Origin of the sequence: Mucilaginibacter hurinus (assembly GCF_003324525.1) — a bacterium.
Classification (GTDB): domain Bacteria; phylum Bacteroidota; class Bacteroidia; order Sphingobacteriales; family Sphingobacteriaceae; genus Mucilaginibacter; species Mucilaginibacter hurinus.
Genome location: NZ_QGDC01000002.1, coordinates 476034 through 498218, shown reverse-complemented (window position 1 = coordinate 498218; position 22185 = coordinate 476034). Strand labels below are relative to the sequence as shown.

Sequence of the window (22185 nt, the reverse complement as noted above, 5' to 3'; positions counted from 1 at the left end):
CCAGATCCAAAAAGTTGCCGGTGCGGTTGCGATAACAACATACCTTGGCACTTACTATTATATCTTGATACTTTCCGAATAAATCTTGCATCTAAGTAACAATAATGATTCTAAATAGCATATCCGCCTAATAATAAAGGATATTCGCTACTCGTTTTGTACTTTTGTAACCTGTAATTACAACAAGTAAAAAACAGCATGAAAAAAAGTTCAATATTCGGAATAATTATAATTGCTATCGCGATTGCGGTAATCATCAGTACTTATTCAAGTTCAAGCACTTATGGCACTTTTAACGATGCGCGTGAAACCGAAAGCGAGTTACATGTTGTAGGCCACTTAAATAAAGAAAAAGAATTGGTTTACGATGCCACCAGGGATGCTAATTATTTTTCGTTTTACATGAAAGACAATAAGGGCCAGGAGTGCAAAGTGGTTTTTGCCGGCACCAAGCCGCAGGATTTTGAACGTTCTGAACAAATAGTACTTACCGGGCAAATGCGCGGCAACGAGTTTCATGCATCAAAAATATTGATGAAATGCCCATCAAAATATACCGAGGACAAATTGAATGTTACAGAGGTTAGCGCCAAAAAAAGCGCCAGTTTATAATACACTTTTTTAATGGATATAGCTTATCAGGGCGAACACCTGTTACCAGGGAAGTTAGGCCAGTTTTTTGTAGTACTTGCTTTAGGCGCGTCTCTTTTATCATTTATCAGCTACTATTTTGCCGCTAAACAGGATGTTGAGAAAAACGACAACTCCTGGCTGCGTTTGGGCCGCATAGGCTTTTGGCTAAATACTGTATCCATACTTGGTATAGCGGCCTGTTTGTTTCATATCATTTACAACCATTATTTCGAATACCATTATGCCTGGTCGTATACATCGCTATCATTGCCGGTATACTACATCGTTTCGGCCTTTTGGAACGGGCAGGAGGGTGGTTTCCTTTTGTGGATGTTCTGGCAGGCAGTTTTAGGGAATATCCTGATCTGGAAAACCCGGTCATGGGAGCGGCCCGTAATGACCACTGTTGCCTTATCGCAACTGGTGCTGGCTACCATGGTGCTTGGTATTAACATAGGCAGCGTGCATGTTGGCAGTTCGCCGTTTCTGCTCCTGCGCGACTCGGGTATGGAAGCTCCGATATTTCAAAACGCCGACTACTTATCGTATATAAAAGATGGCAAGGGCATGAATCCTTCGCTGCAAAACTATTGGATGGTGATACATCCGCCTACTTTGTTTTTGGGCTTTGCGGCCATGGTGGTGCCATTTGCATTTGCCATAGCGGGTTTATGGCAAAGGCGTTATAAAGAGTGGGTACAACAGGCTATCCCGTACGCGTTGTTTGCCTGTATGATATTGGGTACCGGCATTATCATGGGTGCTTTCTGGGCTTATGAATCGCTCAACTTTGGCGGCTTTTGGGCCTGGGACCCTGTAGAGAATGCCTCGGTTTTTCCATGGCTGATGCTGGTAGCCGGTTTGCACGTGCTTATCGTATTTAAAAACAGCGGACACGCTTATTTTACCGCCACGTTCCTGGTACTCATTAGTTTTGTACTGGTATGGTATTCTTCCTTTTTGGCGCGTAGCGGTATACTGGGCGAATCATCTGTGCATGCGTTTACGGACTTGGGGATGTTTTGGCACTTGGTTTTGGGTATACTTATCTTTTTGCTGATACCGGTTTACTTGCTTATCTCCCGCTGGAGCGAACTGCCTATCAGCAAAAAGGACGAAGAAACTTATTCGCGCGAGTTTTGGATGTTTGTTGGTTCGGTGTTTTTAGGCCTCTCATGTTTTCAACTCATCGCCTTCACATCGGTACCCGTATGGAACGCTATATTTGGTACCAAGCTGGCACCACCTACAGACCAGGTTAAGTTTTACAACATTATACAATCCTGCTTTGCCATTATTATTACGCTTTTAACAGGCGTTACGCAATTCTTAAAATACAAAAAAACTGATATTACACGCTTTTTAATCACTAGCGGTGTGTATTTCGGCTTCTCGGCATTGGTTACGGCCTTAGCGGTATTTATAACCGGCGTAAACAAAATGCCTACGCTGTATATACTGCTTATGCTGGGCTCGGTGTACTCGGTGGTTGCTAATGGTAAGGTACTGGCTGATGCCCTTAAGGGTAAATTTAAGCTGGCCGGTTCGGCGGTGGCACATATTGGCTTTGGTTTACTGCTTATTGGCGCCTTGATAGCTGCCGGGACGCAAAAGGTGATATCAGAAAACCATACAGGCGAGCAATACAGCGCCGAGTTTGCCAAAGAGGAAGACCCGCGCGAGAATATCCTCCTTTATAAAAATCAGCCCGTACAAATGGGCGACTACTCGGTAACCTTTACCGGGGACACTATTGAAGGCCTCGATCACTTTTTTAATATCCATTACAAGAGGATGGGCAAAGATGGTAAGGTAACAGAAGATTTTATACTACGGCCTAAGGTAACCAGTAACAACAATGGTACAGGTATGTCGTCCGAGCCGGATACCAAACATTACCTGCTGCATGATTTGTATACCCATGTAACCATGACCAACGTGTTAACTACCGAAAAGAAGGAAGACGATGGTCATACCGAAGAAACAGACGATAGTAAAAATTATGATCCGGCGGTAGCGCACGAGGTGGCTATTGGGGATACTATAACTTATCGCGAAGGTTTCATAGTACTAAAGGGCCTCAATAAGGAAGCGAAAGTGCAGAGCATTCCGCTTAACGAGGGCGATATAGCAGTGGGTGCACAACTGGAAGTACATACACATGGGAAAACCTACCAGGCTGAGCCCGTGTACCTGATAAAAGGCCGTAATGTGTTTGACTTTGCTAAAAAAATAGAAGACGCCGGCTTGAAGCTGCAGTTCGCAAAAATTTTGCCTGATAAAGGCAAAATAGAAATAAATGTATTTCAGCAACCTGAGAGCAAAAAGAAGTTCATAGTACTTAAAGCTATAAAATTCCCTTACATCAATTTCTTGTGGGCAGGCACCATAATCATGGTTATTGGCTTCCTGATGTCTATATTCAGAAGAAATAAGGAATTGAAAGTTAGATAGAAAATAATGGGTATGCATTTATATAATGGCGAAGTTGTGAAAAACGGCTTCGCCATTATTAATAATATCTATTCCGCGGCAGAGGTATCCGCCATTACTAACATTTTATCGTCGGTGCAGGCAACCAATGGCAACTACCGCAAAACGGCGGATCTTTTCGCCATACGGCGGTTTTTCAAGGAAGTACCGGAAGTTGCAGCCCCTATTTTTAACGACAAATTGAAACAGGTGATTGAGGAATGTTTAGGGTGCGGTTATTTTGTAGTAAAGTCTATCTACTTTGACAAGCCCGGCAATTCTAACTGGTTTGTTGCCTATCACCAGGACCTTACTATTTCTGTAGATAAAAAAATCGAAGCCTCCGGTTATGGGCCGTGGACGATTAAAGGCAAGCATTTTGGCGTACAGCCTCCATTAGCGGTACTGGAAGATAACTATACCATACGTATCCATCTTGATGAAACTGATGCATCCAATGGCGCACTAAAGGTTATTCCGGGCTCGCACACCAAGGGCATTTATCGTCCTGAGACAATTGACTGGAGTGTTGAACAGGAGGTGACCTGTGCAGTTGAGGCGGGCGGCGTAATGATTATGAAGCCGTTGCTGCTGCATTCATCAGGTCGTACGGTTAACAAACAAAGCAGGCGTGTTATACATATAGAATTTAGCAGGACGGCATTACCTGCGGGCTTAGGCTGGGCAGAGTATTAATTTATTTAATCAGATTTATCATGCGCATTACACTCATCGGATCAGGCAATGTGGCTACCCACCTGGGCGCGGCGTTTACAAACGCGGGGCATAGCATAATGCAGGTTTACAGCCCCACCTTGCAAAACGCAGTATTACTGGCTTACCATGTAAAAGCAGCGGCTACGGATAACCTTTCTGATATAAGCGCGGACACAGATATGTTTGTTATTGCCATAAAAGATGACGCTATTGCCGAAACCGCCGCTAAACTGGCTCCGCATAACAAGCTTATTGTGCATACCTCCGGCGCTACCGGCCTTGATGTGCTTTTATCCCGCTCGCCTAAAGCCGGCGTGTTTTACCCGCTGCAAACTTTTAGTAAAACCCGCGAAGTAAAATTTACAGATGTGCCGGTGTGCATTGAGGGCGCTGATGAAAATATACACGCTGTTTTAACTGAACTTGCGCAAAGCGTAAGCAATAAAGTTTATCGTGTAAATTCTGAGCAGCGTAAAATACTGCACCTTGCCGCTGTTTTTGCCTGTAATTTCCCTAATTATCTATACAATGTTGCCTCGCAGCTTTTGGCCGAGCACGGGATGGGGTTCGATGTCATCCGGCCACTAATTAATGAAACCGCCCAAAAAGTACAGGAAAATATTCCTGCCAGTGTACAAACGGGGCCGGCGGTACGTAATGACGAAAAAACCATGCAGGGCCACCTGCATTTGCTTGCGCATCAGCCTCAGTTACAGCAAATTTATCAACTGCTAAGTCAGGGTATTATCAAAATGGATAAAATCGGGTAGCTAACAATGCTAATTTTGTTACTTTTGCCCCGATGAACATTTTTAAGGTAAAGATCAACTTTGAGGAAAAAGGGCACGAAAGTGTTGAACTGCCTATAGCCGAAGGTGAGTCTGTTTTAGATGTTTGCCTTGAAAACGGCATTGAGCTGCAGCATAATTGCGGCGGTGTATGTGGCTGCAGTACCTGCCACATTTATGTTAATAAGGGCGAAGATAACATCCAGGAAATATCTGATAAAGAAGAGGACTTTATCGACAGGGCGGTAAACCCGCGCATTAACTCGCGCCTGGGCTGCCAATGCGTAATTATTGATGGCGACATTGAGGTTACCCTGCCTGATCAATCGCAGTTTTTAGGACACTAACATCAACATATCAAACCGAAATACATGACAGAGGATAAATTTGCCTTGCCTATACACTGGAACGATTACGAAGACATTGCTATGTCATTGTACGAGAAGTTTGGCGATGATTTTAACGAGTCGAAAATATACCGCATACGTTTTACCGAACTGCTGGAATGGGTTTTATCATTACCTAACTTTGCCGGTACCCGCGAGGAGGCTAACGAAGGTCACCTGGAACAAATTCAGTCGGCCTGGGTTTACGAGTGGCGGGATAATCAATAATTTAGTGTGCAGTTAACGCTTTGTTGCCGGCATTATAAAAGCGTAATCACTTCTTAATCGGGGGTAATCCTAAAATGGAAAACTTTTTAAACAAGCTTAAAGATGTAACCACCTTTGTTTTTGACGTGGATGGGGTACTTACCAACGGGCAGGTTTTTGTATCTGAAACGGGCAAGCAAAGCCGTAGTTTTAACATTAAGGATGGTTATGCTATGCAACTGGCAGTTAAATGCGGCTATAACGTGGTTGCCATGTCTGGCAGCCGCTCAAAAAGCGCGATGCACAGGCTGCAGAGCCTGGGTGTTACCGAAGTTTTTGTAGGTGCGCGCAACAAGGCCGAAAAATTGAAGCTCTACCTTGAAGAGCGACATTTGAAAGCCACGCATGTTTTATACATGGGCGATGATATTCCTGATTTAGGCGCTATTAAAATTGCCGGTTTGCCGGTGTGCCCTGCCGATGCGGCCGAAGAAATAAAGGCCGTTTGTGATTATGTTTCACCCTTTACCGGCGGCTGCGGCTGCGTGCGCGACGTGATAGAAAAGGTGCTTAAAGTGCAGGGCAAGTGGATGAGTAAAGAGGCTTATAGCTGGTAGTTTTAGCTTATAGTTCATAGTGTTGATCGACTTTATATTGGTGACCTTTTAAGCCGTCTATGAGCTGTAAACCATGACCGATGAACTCATAAAAACATGAACAAAAAAATAATCCTTGCATCAAAATCTCCCCGCAGACAGGAACTCCTGCGTTTAATGGATATTGATTTCCGTATTGTATTAAAGGAAGTTGACGAAAGCTACCCCGAAGGACTAACACCCGAGCAAATAGCTGTATATATTGCTACAAAAAAAGCCGAAGCATTTGATGAGGAAGTGGGGGATGAGGTAGTGCTTACCGCTGATACCATTGTTGCTATTAACGGGCAGATACTGGGCAAACCCGAAACACCTGCGCACGCTGTAGAAATGCTGCGAACACTTTCGGGTAGTATGCACAAGGTGGTTACAGGTGTATGCCTGTTGCACAAAGGGAAATACACAAGTTTTTATGATGTTTCGGAAGTACATTTCCGTGAGCTGCCGGATGCAGAGATAAAAGATTATGTAGACCGGTACAAACCCATGGATAAAGCCGGCTCATATGGCATACAAGAACGTATAGGCCTTATAGGTATCGAGCGTATTAACGGCTCATACACCAACGTAGTGGGTTTGCCTACAGAAAAGTTGTATAGAGAATTAATTATTCTCCGGTAATATTACCTGTGTTACATTTTGTGTTATTTTTACCAAAAGTCTATCGCATATATTTTATGAAGCAGTTTCTGATCACAGTGGTATTTTTATTTATAACTTCAATTGCGTTTTCGCAAAAAAAAATAGACGGTTTTTTAGGTATTAAATTGGGGTCAGATAAAGAAAGCGTCATAAAAGCAATAACCCTTAGGGGCGGCGAATTAGATGTAGAAAATACAAAATCGACTAATGTGACTTTCAGGAATGTTAAAGTAGGCGCAAATAATGCATTCGGCTTGATTGTAAAATTTATAAATGGAAAAGCATTTCAGGCAAGTTTTTTGTTTTCCCCAACGTCAGATTCTAAATTAATAAGTTTTTATAATCAATTTGTAGAAGACTTAGATGCCGTATACGGGAAAGGAGATTCATTCAAAAGATTCACAAGTCCGTATGAAGATGGTGACGGTTACGAGTTAACTGCCATTAAAGCAGAAAAAGCAGAATTTAATACATTTTATGATGATAAGAGCGCTGAACCGACAAAAAATATGATTAGTGTAAGAATAACTTCCGGAATGAACGTAAATCTTCTATACCAGGATGGTGTATTAATCCAAGAGGCGATTAATGCACAGAATGAACAAAATCGGAGCGATTTCTAACGCTGATTTAACATATCCGCCAAAACCCCCTCTTTTAACGAGCTGGTAGACATTACAACGTTTTTTATGCCTAGTTTATCCATTACAAACCGGGTTATCAGTGATGCAACCACTATCATATCAACCCTGATTGGGATTATGCCTTCGTGCCCGGCACGCTGAGCGTGCGTGGAGTTAACAAGGCGGTCGGTTACTGCCACCAGGTCATCATAATTGAAATTGTACTTTTGAGTTTTTTCGATGTCAAAAGGGTGTCCTTTGTCCAATTCTATTACTTCAGCAAGTGTTTCAAATGTACCGGATGAGCCGATAAGCTGCTCGATACGTAAATCTGATATTGAATTAAATAATTCTGTAAGGTGGGTTTCGAGATGCTTATTTAACTCATTTACGGCATCTGCGGGTATCGGATCTGTTTGGTGGAATTTATCCATCAGCCTGGCTGCCCCTATTTCAAAACTGTGCTTGTAAAAAATGCTGTCGATATTACCTACAATAAATTCAACGCTGCCACCGCCAATATCCAGTATCAGCGAATTGGAAAGGGTAAGGCATCCGGCCGCTTTAATACCTTTGTATATAAACTCGGCTTCACTATCGCCATTTATCACCTCAATTTTGATTCCTGTTGATTGCTCAACATCACGGATAAAATCCTTGCCATTGCCGGCGTTTCGCATGGCTGATGTAGCGATGGCCCTTACCGCTGTAACATCCTGTGCAACTATTTGGCGATGGAAGTCGTGCATAGTATCCATGCCGCGCTTATAGGCGTCCGGCTGGATTAATCCTTTGTTTATGCCGCCTTCGCCTAATTTAACACCAATGTGCTGATGAACAAGTGATTTATAACTCGCCTGACCGCCCTCGGCAATTAACAAATGGAAAGTATTGGTACCAAGGTCCATAACGGCTACCCGTTTGTGCGGCGGCGTGATTATATTAGTCATATTGCCAATAAACTTACGAAAAAAGAAATGGTTTGATTATCCGGATACTTTGCTCTCGCCTAAGGCAATGCTCACTCTTTGTATTATGAAAAATACCGTTAGCGGTGGTACAAGGTATAGCAGGTTTACGTAATTCAGGTAATCCTGATCTTTAGTAACTAACAAAAAAGCGAAATATACGGTAAGCAATGTTTTGGCTATATGTGCAGATAATAATGTAAAGGCGAACAACCGGAATGACCGCAGCACATGGTTGTTGCGCACGTGGTAGGTGGCTATAGACAGCCAAACTTCTGCCGCCAAAAAAAACACGCTTAACCCGGCTAATGTACCCGAATAAAGCACGGCGGTATCTTTGTTGTCCGGCCTGAAAAATGTGGCTGTGGCGAAGCTTACCATCTCGGTAATTAACAATAATATTAAAGGTAGTGGAAGCCACTTATAGCCAAAATGCCTGAGCACCAGGATAAGATATACCAACACCCCGAGATAGCTGAATTCTGCCAAAAATAAAAGCAAGTATTGAAGATGGCCATTCAAATTGATATTTAATAGCGGGACGCTGTATAACATACCCCTTGTAACGATATGTATAAGCGTTAAAAAATAAGCTAACCGGGTAGTTTTTAAGTTAATTTTCAACATCGTCATTAAAGTGTTAACGGTACGGTGCGGTAATTGTTAGGCAGTAAGATAAAGTAAATGCAAGAGGCCCGGAAAAACTTCCCGGGCCTCATGAGGCCTTCGCCTTTATCTCAAAGTTTTAACACGCTTACTCAAAATATTCCTTCATCCGCTCAAAAAAGCTTTTTTCGTTTTTGCCCGGATTAGGTTTAAAGTTAGGCGAGTTTTGCAGTTTTTCAAGCATTTCGCGCTCTTCGCGATTTAGTGCCTTTGGCGTCCAGATATTTACGTGCACCAGTTGGTCGCCGCGGTGGTATGAGTTTACCTCGGGCACGCCTTTGCCTTTAAGGCGTAATATTTTGCCGCCCTGCGTACCGGGTTCAAGCTTAATTTTTGCTTTACCATCAATGGTTGGCACTTCAACGCTGGTGCCAAGGGCCGCGTCAATAAAGCTTACATGCAAATCATATATAACATTATTGCCATCTCGTTTTAATGTTTCATGCGGCAATTCCTCTATCAATATAATAAGGTCGCCGGGCATACCGCCGCGTGGGGCCGCGTTGCCTTTGCCGCTCATGCTTAGCTGCATACCTTCGCTAACACCGGCCGGTACGTTTATAGTAATGGTTTCTTCGCCGCGCACTACGCCATCGCCGTGGCAGGCAGTACATTTTGAGGTAATGATAGAACCTTCGCCATTACAGGTAGGGCAGGTGCTTGTTGTTTGCATTTGCCCAAGTATGGTATTGGTCACCCTGCGCACAGCGCCCTGGCCGCCACAGGTTTTACAGGTTTGAAAAGACGACTTATCCTTTGCACCACTGCCATCGCAGGTTCTGCAAACTACCTGCTTGTTTACTTTTATTTTTTTCTCGGCACCGTTGGCAATCTCCTCCAGCGTAAGCTTCACTTTTATACGCAGGTTGCTGCCGCGCGCTACACGACGACCGCCGCTGCTTTGCCTGCCGCCACCGCCGCCAAAGAAACCTTCGAACGGACTACCGCCGCCAAAAATATCACCAAACTGGCTAAATATGTCTTCCATATTCATGCCGCCGCCGCCATAACCGCCGCCGCTGGCCGACTGCGCGTTGGCCGCGTGCCCAAACTGGTTGTACCGCTGGCGCTTCTCAGGATTGCTTAACACCTCGTAAGCTTCGGCGGCTTCCTTAAATTTTTCTTCGGCCTCCTTATCGCCCTGATTTTTGTCGGGGTGATACTTAATGGCCATTTTACGGTAAGCCTTTTTAATTTCCTCGGCATCGGCGCTTTTTGAAACCCCAAGTACGTCGTAATAATCTCTTTTAGACATTGTTTTATTTACTGATTTATTGGATGCGTGATATTTCGCTCACCATCACAATTATATCTTGATATCAACATAATTGGCAGCGGTATAACACCCGTAACCAATTCCCTCTTTCACTAATTTTTAACTTCCTACTATAACCTTGGCAAAGCGTGCTACCTTTTCGCCCAGGTAATAACCTTTTTCCATTTCGTCCACCACTTTACCTTTCATCTCATCATTGGGGGCGGGTATATTGGTAATGGCTTCGTGCAGGTCGGCGTCAAAAGGCTGGCCAATGGCTTCCATTGGTTTTAAACCTTTTTGCTGCAGTATATTGTTAAGTTTACTGTAAATCAACTCTACGCCGGCTTTTACCGCAACCACATCCGTTGCCTGATCCATTGACTTAAATGCACGTTCAAAATCATCCAGTACCGGCAATAACGATACTATTACTTCTTTGCCGGCCGTTTGTAACAGTTCAACTCTTTCCTTTGAAGTACGGCGCCTGAAGTTATCAAACTCGGCATACAAGCGCAGATATTTTTCATTAGCCTGTGCCAGTTCTTCTTTTGCTTTATCTTCAGCAGATGGCTCCTGTGCCGCCTCTGTTTGTTGTGTTAGCTCCTGTTCTTCTGCAGGTACGTTTTCGTTTTGCACGTCAGTTAAATTTTCAGGTGTTTCCTTCTTTTTTTTCTTCAGCATATCGTTAAATTTCATAACTAATAGGGCTAATCAAGTACCTTGCCATAGGCATAAAGCCGACAAGGTGACAGAGAGTTTTGTGCTTTTATGGAAGCGATGGCAGTTTTGATGACAGTGGCAGTTTGTTTACTTGCCGGTTAGGACAGTAACAGATGGATAAGGCTATATTGCAACGGTAATATGCTTATGCTATAGTAACATCTTCAAGCACCTTGCCATTCTCGCATTTAATAATGCGCGAGGGAAATGTGCGGATAATGTGATAGTCATGCGTAGCCATTATTATGGCAGTGCCCATTTGTTGTCCTATCTGCTTTAGCAGCATAACAATTTCTTCAGAAGTATCCGGGTCAAGGTTGCCCGTTGGTTCGTCAGCCAATATAATCTCTGGGTCGTTAAGCAGTGCGCGGGCTATTACCACACGCTGCTGCTCGCCGCCCGAAAGCTCATGCGGCATTTTTTTTAATTTAGAGCGCAGGCCGACTTTTTCAAGTACATCCAGGGCGCGTTCGTTAATAAGCTTAGGATCTTTCCAGCCGGTGGCGCGCATTACAAAATGCAGGTTTTGTTCAACCGTACGATCGGTCAGCAACTGAAAATCCTGGAAAACGATGCCAAGTTTACGGCGTAAAAACGGCACATCCCTGTCTGCAAGCTTGTTTAAATCGTATCCGCAGGCGTGACCCATACCCGTGTTGATATGCAAATCACCGTAAATAACCTTGAGCAAGCTGCTTTTGCCTGATCCGGTTTGGCCTATCAGCCACACAAAGTCGCCTTTATCAATATGCAGGTCAACGTTTGATAATACCAGGTGCTTTTGCTGAAAGATATCAACACCGGTTAATTTTATAATAGAATTTCCTATCATCTTTTTTTACTCCAGGTCTAATTTCAGGATCTGCCCAAAAGGCAGGTCCTTTATAATTTCCATAATATGCTCGGCTTTGTCGGCCAACCCAACTTTATCTAAAGATTTATCGGGCCTGTCAACCCTAAAATACGCTAGCAAGGTAAACTTATCGTCTCTTAGCTGCACGTAGTCGGGTATTTTTGCAACGCCTTTTACTTTTATAATATACATGTTAGTTCATGGTCACGGCATATAGTTCATGGTACAACCAATTTGGTTACGAACAATGAACCATCAACCAAAAAGCTGTTTTCCAAAGGTATTGTAATTTTAAAGATCAGCCAAAAATTTCATCGTATCAATCCCGTCGGCATAATCCGCCAGTCCGGGGCGCTGGCTTTTACCAAAATCAACCACCTGGGCATTTACTTTTAAGGCCCCACCGCTTACCACACATTGTATCTTTTCGCTGTTCATGTTAATGGTTTTTTCGGCTGATGCAAGGCTGTCGTAATACTCAAAAAACAGTACAGCCAGCGGCGACGACAACCTGGTGTCTTCTTTCACCAATAAAAAACCGTTATCCAGGTGTTTGTCACTGTTAACCAGGTAAACAGATTTATTGTAATCGTAATTGTTATTGTATTTATGGTGGTTTATTATGGGCTGATAGGATTCTATGGCCTCAAAAAAAGGCGTGAAGTTAAAGCCTTGCGGCACCATAAGTTTTGATACGTTGCGGCACCCCAGGCCGTAATAGTCAAAAATATCATGACCGAGAGCATGCAGTTGCTCTGCTGTTTCATGCCCGGTAAGCACCGCTAAGCTATTACGGTTTTTACGTATAATGTGCGGCACTTTGCCAAAGTAGTACTCAAAATAGCGTGACGAATTATCGCTGCCGGTAGCAATAACCGCATCAAAATTTTGCAGTTTTTCAACAAACGTAAAACGGTTGCTAAAACGCGCATCAATGCTTACTAGTTTATTCAAAATGTATTTTATTAACCGGGTATCCTGTGACGAGGCTTTGATTAACGCATGGTTTCCTGATAACAAAACACACATTATATCGTGAAATCCTACCAGGGGTATATTGCCGGCCAGTATGAGGCCGATATGTTTTGGGGCATGGTTTGCATTGAGGTTATACGATGCTGTCCATTTGGACAGGTTAGCATGACTCAGATGCTCTGCTATAGCTGCTACGGAGGCCGAAACGCTTTCAGGTGTAAACCAGGCGTTGTATAATTTTTCAGTTTCAATAATTTCCTTCAGCTCTGTATCCGGATGGCGAAGGTGATCGCCAAGTAGTGAAAATGAGTTAATAAATGTATTAGGAATGTAATTTGACATATAAAATGGTTACTGAGGTAAACCCTGGACGTGTTTTTTTGTTATATTTGCAGCAAAAATAACGGGCAAAGTTAATTTAGATTATAAGATTTATATAAAAATATGGCGATTAAAATCACCGATGAATGCATAAACTGCGGGGCCTGCGAACCGGAATGCCCTAACAATGCTATTTATGATGCAGGTGCCGCCTGGCGTTTCTCTGATGGTACAGGTTTAAGGGGGGTAATTGATTTTGGAGACGGTAACACCCTTAACGCTGAAGAAACTCAGGCTGCTTTATCTGACGATATTTATTACATTGTTCCGGATAAATGTACAGAGTGTGTGGGTTTTCATGACGAACCACAATGTGCTGCTGTTTGTCCGGTTGATTGCTGCGTAGATGATGAAGATATACGCGAGACCGACGAAGAACTCCTGGCTAAAAAGGCCTGGCTGCATGTAGAGTAACATGCTGTTAATGATAAGATACCCGAAGAGCGCCTTTTAAAGGCGCTTTTTTTTTACCTGGGCTTTACAGAATTTAACCACGCACTTTTTTATCTAATTTTGCTGTTAATGGAATACGGAATTTGTAACCTTGCGATAGCTCCTCTGCGTGCCGAGCCAACCGAGCGCGCCGAACAAACATCGCAGGTATTGTTTGGAGAGGCATTTGAAATATTGGAATGGCAGGAGCATTGGGTAAAAATTATTACTGCCTATGATAATTATACCGGTTGGATAGGCAGGTTGCTGTTTGAACTTACCGATAAGCAAACTTTTGATGATATAAAATTTAATATACCGGCCATAACTAACAGCCCGGTTACATGGGCCTTTAAAAAATCGGATATGAGTTTGCTGTACCTGCCTTTTGGCAGCTCGTTGCCCTATTTACAGCATACCGAATGCCGTATAAATAATGAAGCTTACCTAGTGCCCGAAATTGATGACGATGAGGAGCGTGATAGCATTACCGAAACAGCTATGCAGTTTATGCATGTGCCTTACCTTTGGGGAGGGCGCACACATTTTGGAATTGATTGTTCGGGCCTTTCGCAGGCGGTATTTAAGTGGCATGGCATTAAAATAGATCGCGATGCCAGTCAGCAAGCCCGGCAGGGACAACTAATTGAAAAGCTTTCAGCGGCGCAGGAGGGAGACCTGGCTTTTTTTGAAAATAAAGAGGGGAGGATAACCCACGTAGGTATTATGCTCGATAACGAAAATATCCTTCACGCATCAGGAAAAGTTAAAATAGACAGAATTGATGAAGAAGGCATTTACTCGGAAGAGTTAAAGCGCTATACGCACAAATTTAACTGTGTAAGGCGGTTTATTTAAAAACCGATGTTCCAAAGTATCACCCGCTTATCATCACTTACTGAAATAAGGTAGTTGTCGTTCCATGCCAGTTTGTTAATGGATAGCACGTGCCCGGGATAACCTTTTTCGCGGCTGATGGCTTTGCGCAGCTTAAAGCTATGCGCGTCCCATATTTTTATGCTTTTATCCATACTGGCCGTTGCAAAGTAAGGCAGCGAGGGATGGAATGCGATGTGGTTTACAGCGAAGAGGTGTGCAGGGATGTTTTGCAGCAACGCATAATCAACCGTGTTCCAGATTTTTAATTGGGCATCACGCGACCCGGAAACCAAGTACTCTCCATTAGGCGAATATTCAAGTGAAAATACCGACATCGTGTGGCCCGTTGCAGTAGTTATATAACCGTAATCGTCCAGGTCGTATATCCGTATACTGTTGTCCCGACAACCAAAGGCTACATGTCTTCGGCCGGGCGATATGGTAACACAACGCACTGTATCATGCGATACCTGTATGGTATGGATCAAATCCAGCGTCTCCAGGCTCCAAATTGATACTGACCCATCTTCTGATGCCACCAGTAATTCGTTTTTGCCGGGTACGGCCTTTATATCAAAAATCGGTTTGGTGTGATGCTTAAGCAATTTAACTACCTTTTGCTGTGAGAAATCAAAAACCGGTACATCGCCGGTGCGCAAACCGGCAAATAGGTAGGGGAATCCCTCCGGGCAGTTAAGGGCATAAACAGACGCAGGTACCGGAAATAATACTTTGATAAACGACATAGTCTTAAGGCTCCATTCCACCACACCCTTGTCATTGCCCCCGGTAAACAATATTCCCGGTTTTTGCGAAAGTTCAGCGGTAAATATGGGGTTGCCATGGCCGGTTAACTCATTTATTTTTTCAGCGGTGATCATTTTAGTTTTATGTTCATGTTCATGGTTCATAAAAGTCCGTTCAATTTAGCCACCTTCTGACTATGAACTCTGAACCATTTACTATGATCTATTTATGCCTCTGCTCTAAGTTTTTTGCTATCTTGTCTAAAGTCAATCCTTTTTCGCGAAGTAACACAAGAAGGTGAAACACCAGGTCCGACGCCTCGTTCACCAAATCAGCTTCTGTTTCAGCCAGTGCAGCTATTACCGTTTCAACACCTTCTTCACCAACCTTTTGGGCAATTTTATTTAAGCCTTTTGTACGCAGCTTGTTTACATACGAACTTTCTGCCGGATGGGTATAACGTTCGTCAATAATACGTTCCAGCTGGTTAATGAAATTGCTATTGTATTCGGTTTTAAAACAACTGCGGTCGCCTGTATGACAGGTGGGGCCATCGGCTGTTACTTTTATCAATAGCGTATCATTGTCGCAATCCAGCTTAATATCCTTAACATGCAGAAAGTTGTTACTGGTTTCGCCCTTAGTCCACAACCGGTTTTTTGTGCGCGAAAAAAAAGTTACAATGTTTTCCTGCAGGGTTTTGTCGTACGCTTCCTGGTTCATATAGCCCAGCATCAGTACTTCAAGTGTTTTTTCGTCCTGTATAATTACCGGCACTAAACCGTTGGTTTTATCAAAGTCTATATTCATGTCGTTTATCTTAAGTCTGTTGCCAGTGTCGCCATCAACAATGGAAGTGCACAGCGTTACAGTTTAGGTTATCATTATGCAGTGCTTAAGCTGCGGTATTCAATAAACTAAAGCATGCCCGGCGCAGCGCCGCGCTAATTATACCGTCCTGACCTCAATGTCGTTATCCTGCAGCACCTTCTTTAAATCAGGTATCAGTATCTCGCCATAATGGAATACCGAGGCTGCCAGTGCGGCATCCACGTTTGTTTGTTTAAATACGTCCACAAAATGCTGTACCGAACCGGCGCCGCCCGACGCAATAACCGGTATGTGTACCGCGTCGTTAACCTGTTTTAACAAACCGTTATCAAAGCCCGCCTTAGTCCCGTCATGATCCATCGAAGTAAGCAATATTTCGCCCGCGCCGCGGCTTTCGGCTTCCAGTATCCACTCTAAGGTCTGCCTTTCGGTAGGTACGCGGCCGCCATTCAAATGTACTATGTTTTGGCCATTGTTAACGCGGGTGTCAACCGCTATTACCACAAACTGTACCCCGAAGGCTTTTGCCAGTTCATCAATGAGCGCCGGGTTACGTACAGCAGCCGAATTGATGGAAATTTTATCTGCCCCAGCATTCAGCAGCGCGTCGGCATCTGCAATTTCGTTTATTCCGCCGCCAATGGTAAACGGAATGTTTATTTGCCTGGCAACTGACTTAACCAGTTCAACCATGGTTTTACGGCGCTCAACTGTAGCGGTAATGTCCAGAAACACCAGCTCATCAGCGCCTTGGTTGGAGTAGTTCCAGGCCAGTTCAACCGGGTCACCGGCATCGCGTAAATCAACAAAGTTTACACCTTTTACTGTGCGGCCGTCTTTTACATCAAGACAGGGGATAATACGTTTACTAAGGCCCCCCGACCCCCTGAAGGGGGAGGATATAGTTTGTTTGATTGTATTCAATACTTTATCTAATTGATTGAAAATCTCATGGTTTGTAAAACGAAGGACTTTAATTCCTTCATTTTCAATGTTAATTTGTCTTTCTAAATCATGCAATGCTATTTCAGGAAGCTCATGTATACTTCCGTCAACCTCAATAACGAGTTTGTGCTGATGGCAAAAAAAATCGGCTATGTAAATGCTTAAAGGGTGCTGCCTTCGGAATTTAACACCAAGTTGATTTCCCTTTAAATGCTCCCATAGCAGCATTTCGGCGGCTGTCATATTGTTTCTTAACCGATATGCATTCTTGAATATCAACTGGCTTACACCGAAGAACATTCGCTTTTTCATTCAATTTCGGTTCCCCTTTAGGGGGTTAGGGGGCTTATATTGATATTAAAGCTTCCAGGTTCCAGTTTTTTACATCTTCAACTGAAATATGCCCTTCGTATATAGCTTTGCCAACCACGCATGACTCTACTTTTAACTGGCTTAATTTTTCAATATCATCCATTGAGCTTACGCCGCCTGAAGCAATAAGTTTAATAAATGGTGAATGGTCCAGTAATTTTTCATAAAGCTCAATACCGGCACCACCAAGTTTGCCGTCTTTATTGATATCTGTACACAGGAACCTGAAGAAACCTAATGCCAGGCATTTATCAACGTAGTCCATCAGTTTAATAGGAGAGCTTTCCATCCATCCCGAGTATTTTATCACCTCGTCAAGCACATCTATAGCTATCACTACCTGGTCTGAACATTTATCGCGGCCGCAAATGGTTTTTGCAAGGTCGGGCAAAAAAGACGGGTTGGTGAGCGCCTGGGTGCCTACTATCACGCGGTGAACGCCGGCATCAATCAATTCTTTAACTTTATCAATGCTGCGTATGCCACCGCCGTATTGCACTTTCATATCTGTTTTACGTATCACGTCAAACAGGTATTGTTGATTTGAAAAGTCGTTTTTTGCCCCGTTAAGGTCAATTATGTGGATGAAATTTGTACCGTTTGACTGGTATTTCTCAATCATCTCTTCCAGTGAAACATCGTATTCGGTAACCTGGCCATAGTCGCCCTCACGCAGGCGCACAACTTTTTTGTTCAGGATATCGATAGCGGGAATAATGTACATGCCTTATTATATTTGTGAAAAATTAGTTAGTAGGGTCTCTCCGTAAGCGCCTGATTTTTCAGGGTGAAACTGCACACCATAAAAATTATCAAGCCAAATTGATGCCGAAAATTTATCAGGATACATTGTTGATGACAGTGTATACTCACTATTGTACTCAATAAAGTATGAATGTACAAAGTAAAAGTGCGAACCGGCGGGAATATTTAAAAAAAGTTTATTGTTTTTTTCTGCATATACACGGTTCCAGCCCGTGTGCGGAACCTTGTATGCCGGACTTTCTGCAAATCGCAGAGTTTTTAAAGGCACAATATCCAGCAGGTCGGCATCGCCTTCTTCCGAAAAGGAGGTAAGGAGTTGCATACCCACGCATATGCCCAAAACCGGTTTTTTAAGTGATTTTATTTTAGGTACCAGGCCTGTACTTTCAAGCTTGGCCATAGCCGCCCCGGCGTGCCCTACGCCGGGTATAATAAAGCGGTCAAATTGTTCAAAATCAGCTTCATTATGTACCATTCCGTAGGCAATGCCCAGCCTGTCTAACGTAGCCGTAAGCGAAAATATGTTGCCTGCGCCGTAGCGTATTATTCCAATCATTTCTTTGTTAGAATCAAGAATGAAGAATCAGGAGCCAGGAAAAGCGAAAATTTTCTTCTTCGTTCATGGTTCTTGATTCTTAGTTCTCAACTTAAAGCACTCCCTTTGTGCTAGGTAAAACCATATTATCAACATCTCTTTTCACTGCCATTTTAATGGCTTTGGCGAAGGCTTTAAATATAGCTTCTATTTTATGATGCTCGTTATCGCCCTCTGCTTTTATATTCAGGTTACATTTTGCCGCGTCGCTAAATGATTTAAAGAAGTGATAAAACATTTCGGTAGGTACATCACCAACCTTTTCACGTTTAAATTCCGCCTCCCAAACTATCCAGTTACGACCGCCAAAGTCAATGCCTACCTGCGCCAGGCAGTCGTCCATCGGCAGGCAAAAACCGTAACGCTCTATACCTTTTTTATCACCTAATGCTTCAGCAAAAACCTCGCCTAAAGCTATCCCGGTATCTTCAATGGTGTGGTGCTCATCAATATGCAAATCGCCTTTAGCAATTACCTCAAGCCCCAGGCTTCCATGCCGCGCTATCTGGTCAAGCATATGGTCAAAAAAGTTTAAGCCGGTTTCTATCTTTGCATCGCCTTTGCCGTCAAGGTTAAGTTTAATATAAATATCAGTTTCTTTGGTTGTACGGCGATGTTCAATAATGCGCTGACCCAGTTTAAGGTGTTCGTAAATGTCTTTCCAGTCGGTTGTTTCCAGGGCAATAACCTCTTTCACGTCATCCTGCCAGTTGTCTGCATTAAATTCCCTGCCGCCTAAGTTTGATTGATTGTTTAACCATAATGCTTTGGCGCCCAGGTTTTTTGCCAGCAATACATCATTCTTCCGGTCACCTATTACAAACGAGTTTTTAAGGTCGTATTTTCCGGTATCAAAATACTGTGTAAGCATACCGGTACCGGGCTTGCGGGTAGGGGCATTATCAGCGGGAAAAGTACGGTCAATATACACGGCGTCAAACTTTACGCCTTCATTTTCAAACGTTTTCAGTATAAAATTATGTACCGGAAAAAAGTTTTCGTTCGAGTGAACTGGCGTGCCAAGACCATCCTGGTTAGTTACCATCACCAATTCAAAATTAAGTTCGGCAATTTTGGGCAGGTATTGCAGCGCGCCGGGGTAAAATTCAAGTTTATCAAACGAATCCACCTGCTCATCAGCCGGTTCTTTCAGCATAGTGCCGTCGCGGTCAATAAAAAGTATTTTTTTCAGGCTCATTTGTAATTGCGTAAGTGATTAATTAGTTGTTCGTTTTCGGGTGGAGTGCCGATAGTTATCCGCAAGCTTCCTTCGCAAAGCTCAACCTTTGAGCGGTCGCGCACTATAATTCCGTGTTGTACCAGGAAGTTGTAGATGTCACGGGCACCGGTTGTTTTAACAAGGATAAAATTAGCGTCGGATGGATAGATATCAACCACAAAATCAAATTCTTTAAGTTGAAGCACTAATTTATCCCGTTCACTTAAAGTCTCTCTAATCCAGTTGTTTACGGTGTCTACGTTATTCAATGCCTGTAATGCCAGCTGCTGCGATGCTTCGTTTACGTTATATGGGGGCTTCACTTTATTCATCACCTCAATTATCTCTTCGCTGGCGAAAGCCATGCCTACGCGCAAGGCTGCAAGCCCCCAGGCCTTTGATAGGGTTTGCAAAACTACCAGGTTAGCATATTCTGTAAGTTCCTGTATAAAGCTTTTCTGGCGGCTATAGTTTATATACGCTTCATCTACAATTACTAAACCGCTAAAATTAGCCAATAAAGTTTCCACATCTTCGCGGTGCATAGAGTTGCCGGTGGGATTATTGGGCGAGCAAATAAATATCAGTTTGGTATGCTCGTCAATAGCTGCCGCAATGGCTTCTAAGTTCAACTGGTAGTCTTCGGTAAGCAATACTTTCCGGGTTTCAATATCATTGATATTGGCCGACACCTCATACATGCCGTAAGTGGGCGGCACTAGTATTACATTATCAACACCCGGGTTGCAAAAGCTGCGGAAAAGTATGTCTATAGCTTCGTCGCTGCCATTACCTAAAAAGATATTACGCGGCGGTACACCTTTTATCTCGCTCAGGCGCTTTTTAACTTTATACTGCAACGGATCTGGATAGCGGTTATAAGCAGTATCCAGCGGTGAACCGAAACTGTTCTCATTGGCATCTAAAAACACGCTGGCCTCGCCCTTAAATTCATCACGTGCGGAGGAATAGGGAACCAGGTTTTTGATGTTATTTCTGATTATATTATTTATGTCGAACATTATTTTATCAGTTTTCTGCCGTCTTTGCGAGCGAAGCGCGGCAATCTATTCGCTGTGTTGGCGACGAGATTGCTTCGTCGTACCTCCTCGCAATGACGGTTGTTAATTAGATGATCTGACCGCCACCGCATTCGCATGTGCATGCAAGCCCTCCAGCTCGGCCAGCGTTTGTACCGACGGGCCGATATTTTTCAGTCCGTCAGTCGTGATATATTGGAATGTTATTTTCTTAACAAACGAATCAACTGAAACACCGGAATACGCTTTGGCATAGCTGCTTGTGGGCAATGTATGATTAGTGCCTGAAGCGTAGTCACCTGCACTTTCGGGGGTAAGGTTACCCAAAAATACCGAGCCTGCATTGATGACGCTGCCGGTAATCTCTTCCCACTTATCGGTAGCCAGTATGAGGTGCTCAGGCGCATACTGGTTGCTGAAGTTAACAGCCTGCCCCAAATGGTCAACCACAACAATGTAAGAGTGATCTATGGCTTGCTGTGCTATTTCTGCGCGCGGCAATGTCACAACCTGCCGGTTTACTTCGTCAATCGTTTTGTTAGCGATTTCAGCAGAGGTGCATACCAGCACCGACTGGCTGTCAATCCCATGCTCAGCTTGCGCTAACAAGTCGGCTGCAATGTATTTTGGGGTAGCTGAATCATCAGCTATCACCAACACCTCAGACGGTCCCGCAGGCATATCAATGGCTGTAGTAGTGGTTGATTGGACAATGGTTTTAGCCTTGGTAACAAATTGGTTTCCAGGGCCAAATATCTTATCAACTTTAGTAATACTTTCAGTCCCGTACGCCATCGCCGCAATAGCTTGCGCGCCACCTGCTAAAAAGATCCTGTTAATACCAAGCATCAAAGCCACATAGGCAATAAAGGCATTTACACCGCCATTTTTCTGCGGCGGCGAGCATACGATTATCTCGTGGCAGCCGGCAATTTTAGCGGGTATGCCAAGCATTAAAAAGGTGCTGGGCAGTACAGCGGTGCCACCCGGTATATATAATCCCACTTTTTCAATGGGCCTTAACTCGCGCCAGCAAGTAACGCCGGGCATGGTTTCCACCTTATCCTCACCTTTAAGCTGCGCCTCGTGAAATTTATAAATATTTTTATAAGCCGTATCCAGCGCAGCCTTTTGTGTTTCTGAAACCTGCGCGGCAAGAGCTTCAAGTTCCGCTTTGTCCAGGTAAAGCTTGTCCAGCGTTACCTTGTCAAATGTAGCCGCGTAATCCAGCAAAGCAGCGTCGCCATTTTGCTGTACGTTGGCAATAATATCTTCTACTATGGCACGTATCTCATTAGCGGGGTCAACGTTGCGCTGCACCAGTTTGGCTATTTCCGCCTTGCTTAAGTCTGAATAGTTGTATGTCTTCATATAACAGTCCTCAATCCCCCAAACCCCCTAAAGGGGAGTTACTC

The 22185-nt window shown here is 43.7% G+C and carries 26 protein-coding genes; 11 read left to right on the top strand and 15 right to left on the bottom strand.

All coding sequences use genetic code 11. The features are described 5' to 3' along the window. The first annotated feature begins 198 nt into the window (after positions 1 to 198). The 9 genes from DJ568_RS05370 to DJ568_RS05330 all read left to right on the top strand — a co-directional run bounded on the left by DJ568_RS05370 (position 199) and on the right by DJ568_RS05330 (position 7124). A complete protein-coding gene (locus DJ568_RS05370) occupies positions 199 to 612 on the top strand; it encodes a cytochrome c maturation protein CcmE domain-containing protein (RefSeq protein ID WP_114004208.1) in 414 nt (137 codons plus the stop codon). A 12-nt stretch (positions 613 to 624) separates the two neighbouring features. Beyond that, positions 625 to 3087, top strand: a complete 2463-nt coding sequence (gene ccsA, locus DJ568_RS05365; RefSeq protein WP_114004207.1) for a cytochrome c biogenesis protein CcsA — start codon at positions 625 to 627, stop codon at positions 3085 to 3087. Positions 3088 to 3093: 6 nt separating this feature from the next. Then, complete coding sequence (locus DJ568_RS05360) at positions 3094 to 3801, top strand: phytanoyl-CoA dioxygenase family protein (protein ID WP_114004206.1); 708 nt, start codon at positions 3094 to 3096, stop codon at positions 3799 to 3801. A gap of 20 nt (positions 3802 to 3821) precedes the next feature. Further along, positions 3822 to 4592, top strand: a complete 771-nt coding sequence (locus DJ568_RS05355) for a Rossmann-like and DUF2520 domain-containing protein (RefSeq protein WP_114004205.1) — start codon at positions 3822 to 3824, stop codon at positions 4590 to 4592. A gap of 32 nt (positions 4593 to 4624) precedes the next feature. After that, positions 4625 to 4957 (top strand): 2Fe-2S iron-sulfur cluster-binding protein, encoded by a 333-nt coding sequence (locus tag DJ568_RS05350; protein WP_114004204.1) that lies wholly within the window; start codon positions 4625 to 4627, stop codon positions 4955 to 4957. Positions 4958 to 4981: 24 nt separating this feature from the next. After that, entirely contained in the window at positions 4982 to 5224 is a 243-nt protein-coding gene (gene iscX / locus DJ568_RS05345) for a Fe-S cluster assembly protein IscX (RefSeq protein WP_114004203.1), read from the top strand. 74 nt (positions 5225 to 5298) lie between these two features. Beyond that, positions 5299 to 5820 (top strand): KdsC family phosphatase, encoded by a 522-nt coding sequence (locus DJ568_RS05340; protein ID WP_114004202.1) that lies wholly within the window; start codon positions 5299 to 5301, stop codon positions 5818 to 5820. A 96-nt stretch (positions 5821 to 5916) separates the two neighbouring features. Continuing rightward, positions 5917 to 6480 (top strand): Maf family nucleotide pyrophosphatase, encoded by a 564-nt coding sequence (locus tag DJ568_RS05335; RefSeq protein WP_114004201.1) that lies wholly within the window; start codon positions 5917 to 5919, stop codon positions 6478 to 6480. Between the two features lie 56 nt (positions 6481 to 6536). After that, positions 6537 to 7124, top strand: coding sequence for a hypothetical protein (locus DJ568_RS05330; protein ID WP_114004200.1), 588 nt, complete (start codon positions 6537 to 6539; stop codon positions 7122 to 7124). Here DJ568_RS05330 and DJ568_RS05325 read toward each other — a convergent pair. The 7 genes from DJ568_RS05325 to DJ568_RS05295 all read right to left on the bottom strand — a co-directional run bounded on the left by DJ568_RS05325 (position 7121) and on the right by DJ568_RS05295 (position 12906). Further along, positions 7121 to 8074 (bottom strand): Ppx/GppA phosphatase family protein, encoded by a 954-nt coding sequence (locus tag DJ568_RS05325; RefSeq protein ID WP_114004199.1) that lies wholly within the window; start codon positions 8072 to 8074, stop codon positions 7121 to 7123. The genes DJ568_RS05330 and DJ568_RS05325 overlap by 4 nt on opposite strands. Before the next feature lie 36 nt (positions 8075 to 8110). Next, positions 8111 to 8725 (bottom strand): hypothetical protein, encoded by a 615-nt coding sequence (locus tag DJ568_RS05320; protein WP_158534878.1) that lies wholly within the window; start codon positions 8723 to 8725, stop codon positions 8111 to 8113. A 121-nt stretch (positions 8726 to 8846) separates the two neighbouring features. After that, entirely contained in the window at positions 8847 to 10013 is a 1167-nt protein-coding gene (dnaJ, locus tag DJ568_RS05315; RefSeq protein WP_114004197.1) for a molecular chaperone DnaJ, read from the bottom strand. Positions 10014 to 10133: 120 nt separating this feature from the next. Then, positions 10134 to 10712, bottom strand: coding sequence for a nucleotide exchange factor GrpE (locus DJ568_RS05310; RefSeq protein ID WP_233496629.1), 579 nt, complete (start codon positions 10710 to 10712; stop codon positions 10134 to 10136). Between the two features lie 169 nt (positions 10713 to 10881). Beyond that, positions 10882 to 11568 (bottom strand): cell division ATP-binding protein FtsE, encoded by a 687-nt coding sequence (locus DJ568_RS05305; RefSeq protein ID WP_114004196.1) that lies wholly within the window; start codon positions 11566 to 11568, stop codon positions 10882 to 10884. Positions 11569 to 11574: 6 nt separating this feature from the next. Beyond that, the gene (locus tag DJ568_RS05300) at positions 11575 to 11781 is read right to left on the bottom strand and encodes a fructose-6-phosphate aldolase (protein ID WP_114004195.1); all 207 of its coding nucleotides are present in this window, start codon (positions 11779 to 11781) and stop codon (positions 11575 to 11577) included. Between the two features lie 99 nt (positions 11782 to 11880). After that, entirely contained in the window at positions 11881 to 12906 is a 1026-nt protein-coding gene (locus DJ568_RS05295) for an acyl-CoA reductase (protein ID WP_114004194.1), read from the bottom strand. A 102-nt stretch (positions 12907 to 13008) separates the two neighbouring features. On the opposite strand from DJ568_RS05295, the gene DJ568_RS05290 reads away from it, so the two are divergent. After that, positions 13009 to 13359: a 4Fe-4S dicluster domain-containing protein gene (locus tag DJ568_RS05290; RefSeq protein WP_114004193.1), complete on the top strand. Its 351-nt coding sequence runs from the start codon at positions 13009 to 13011 to the stop codon at positions 13357 to 13359. A gap of 108 nt (positions 13360 to 13467) precedes the next feature. Beyond that, the gene (locus tag DJ568_RS05285; RefSeq protein WP_233496628.1) at positions 13468 to 14235 is read left to right on the top strand and encodes a C40 family peptidase; all 768 of its coding nucleotides are present in this window, start codon (positions 13468 to 13470) and stop codon (positions 14233 to 14235) included. On the opposite strand, the gene DJ568_RS05280 is transcribed toward DJ568_RS05285, so the two are convergent. The 8 genes from DJ568_RS05280 to hisD form a co-directional block, all read right to left on the bottom strand. After that, complete coding sequence (locus DJ568_RS05280; protein WP_114004309.1) at positions 14232 to 15137, bottom strand: WD40 repeat domain-containing protein; 906 nt, start codon at positions 15135 to 15137, stop codon at positions 14232 to 14234. The genes DJ568_RS05285 and DJ568_RS05280 overlap by 4 nt on opposite strands. An 88-nt stretch (positions 15138 to 15225) precedes the next feature. Continuing rightward, a complete protein-coding gene (gene hisIE / locus DJ568_RS05275) occupies positions 15226 to 15813 on the bottom strand; it encodes a bifunctional phosphoribosyl-AMP cyclohydrolase/phosphoribosyl-ATP diphosphatase HisIE (RefSeq protein WP_114004192.1) in 588 nt (195 codons plus the stop codon). Positions 15814 to 15951: 138 nt separating this feature from the next. Beyond that, positions 15952 to 17079 carry an imidazole glycerol phosphate synthase subunit HisF gene (hisF, locus tag DJ568_RS05270; protein WP_114004191.1) on the bottom strand — a complete coding sequence of 376 codons (1128 nt, stop codon included), beginning with the start codon at positions 17077 to 17079 and terminating at the stop codon, positions 15952 to 15954. Between the two features lie 46 nt (positions 17080 to 17125). Then, entirely contained in the window at positions 17126 to 17875 is a 750-nt protein-coding gene (locus tag DJ568_RS05265) for a 1-(5-phosphoribosyl)-5-[(5-phosphoribosylamino)methylideneamino]imidazole-4-carboxamide isomerase (protein WP_114004190.1), read from the bottom strand. A gap of 6 nt (positions 17876 to 17881) precedes the next feature. Then, a complete protein-coding gene (gene hisH / locus DJ568_RS05260; protein ID WP_114004189.1) occupies positions 17882 to 18472 on the bottom strand; it encodes an imidazole glycerol phosphate synthase subunit HisH in 591 nt (196 codons plus the stop codon). A gap of 91 nt (positions 18473 to 18563) precedes the next feature. Next, positions 18564 to 19709, bottom strand: a complete 1146-nt coding sequence (gene hisB, locus DJ568_RS05255; RefSeq protein ID WP_199560870.1) for a bifunctional histidinol-phosphatase/imidazoleglycerol-phosphate dehydratase HisB — start codon at positions 19707 to 19709, stop codon at positions 18564 to 18566. Further along, complete coding sequence (gene hisC / locus DJ568_RS05250) at positions 19706 to 20752, bottom strand: histidinol-phosphate transaminase (RefSeq protein WP_114004188.1); 1047 nt, start codon at positions 20750 to 20752, stop codon at positions 19706 to 19708. Before hisC ends, hisB begins: the two co-directional genes overlap by 4 nt. Positions 20753 to 20854: 102 nt before the next feature. Next, complete coding sequence (gene hisD / locus DJ568_RS05245; protein WP_114004187.1) at positions 20855 to 22141, bottom strand: histidinol dehydrogenase; 1287 nt, start codon at positions 22139 to 22141, stop codon at positions 20855 to 20857. Positions 22142 to 22185: the final 44 nt, after the last annotated feature.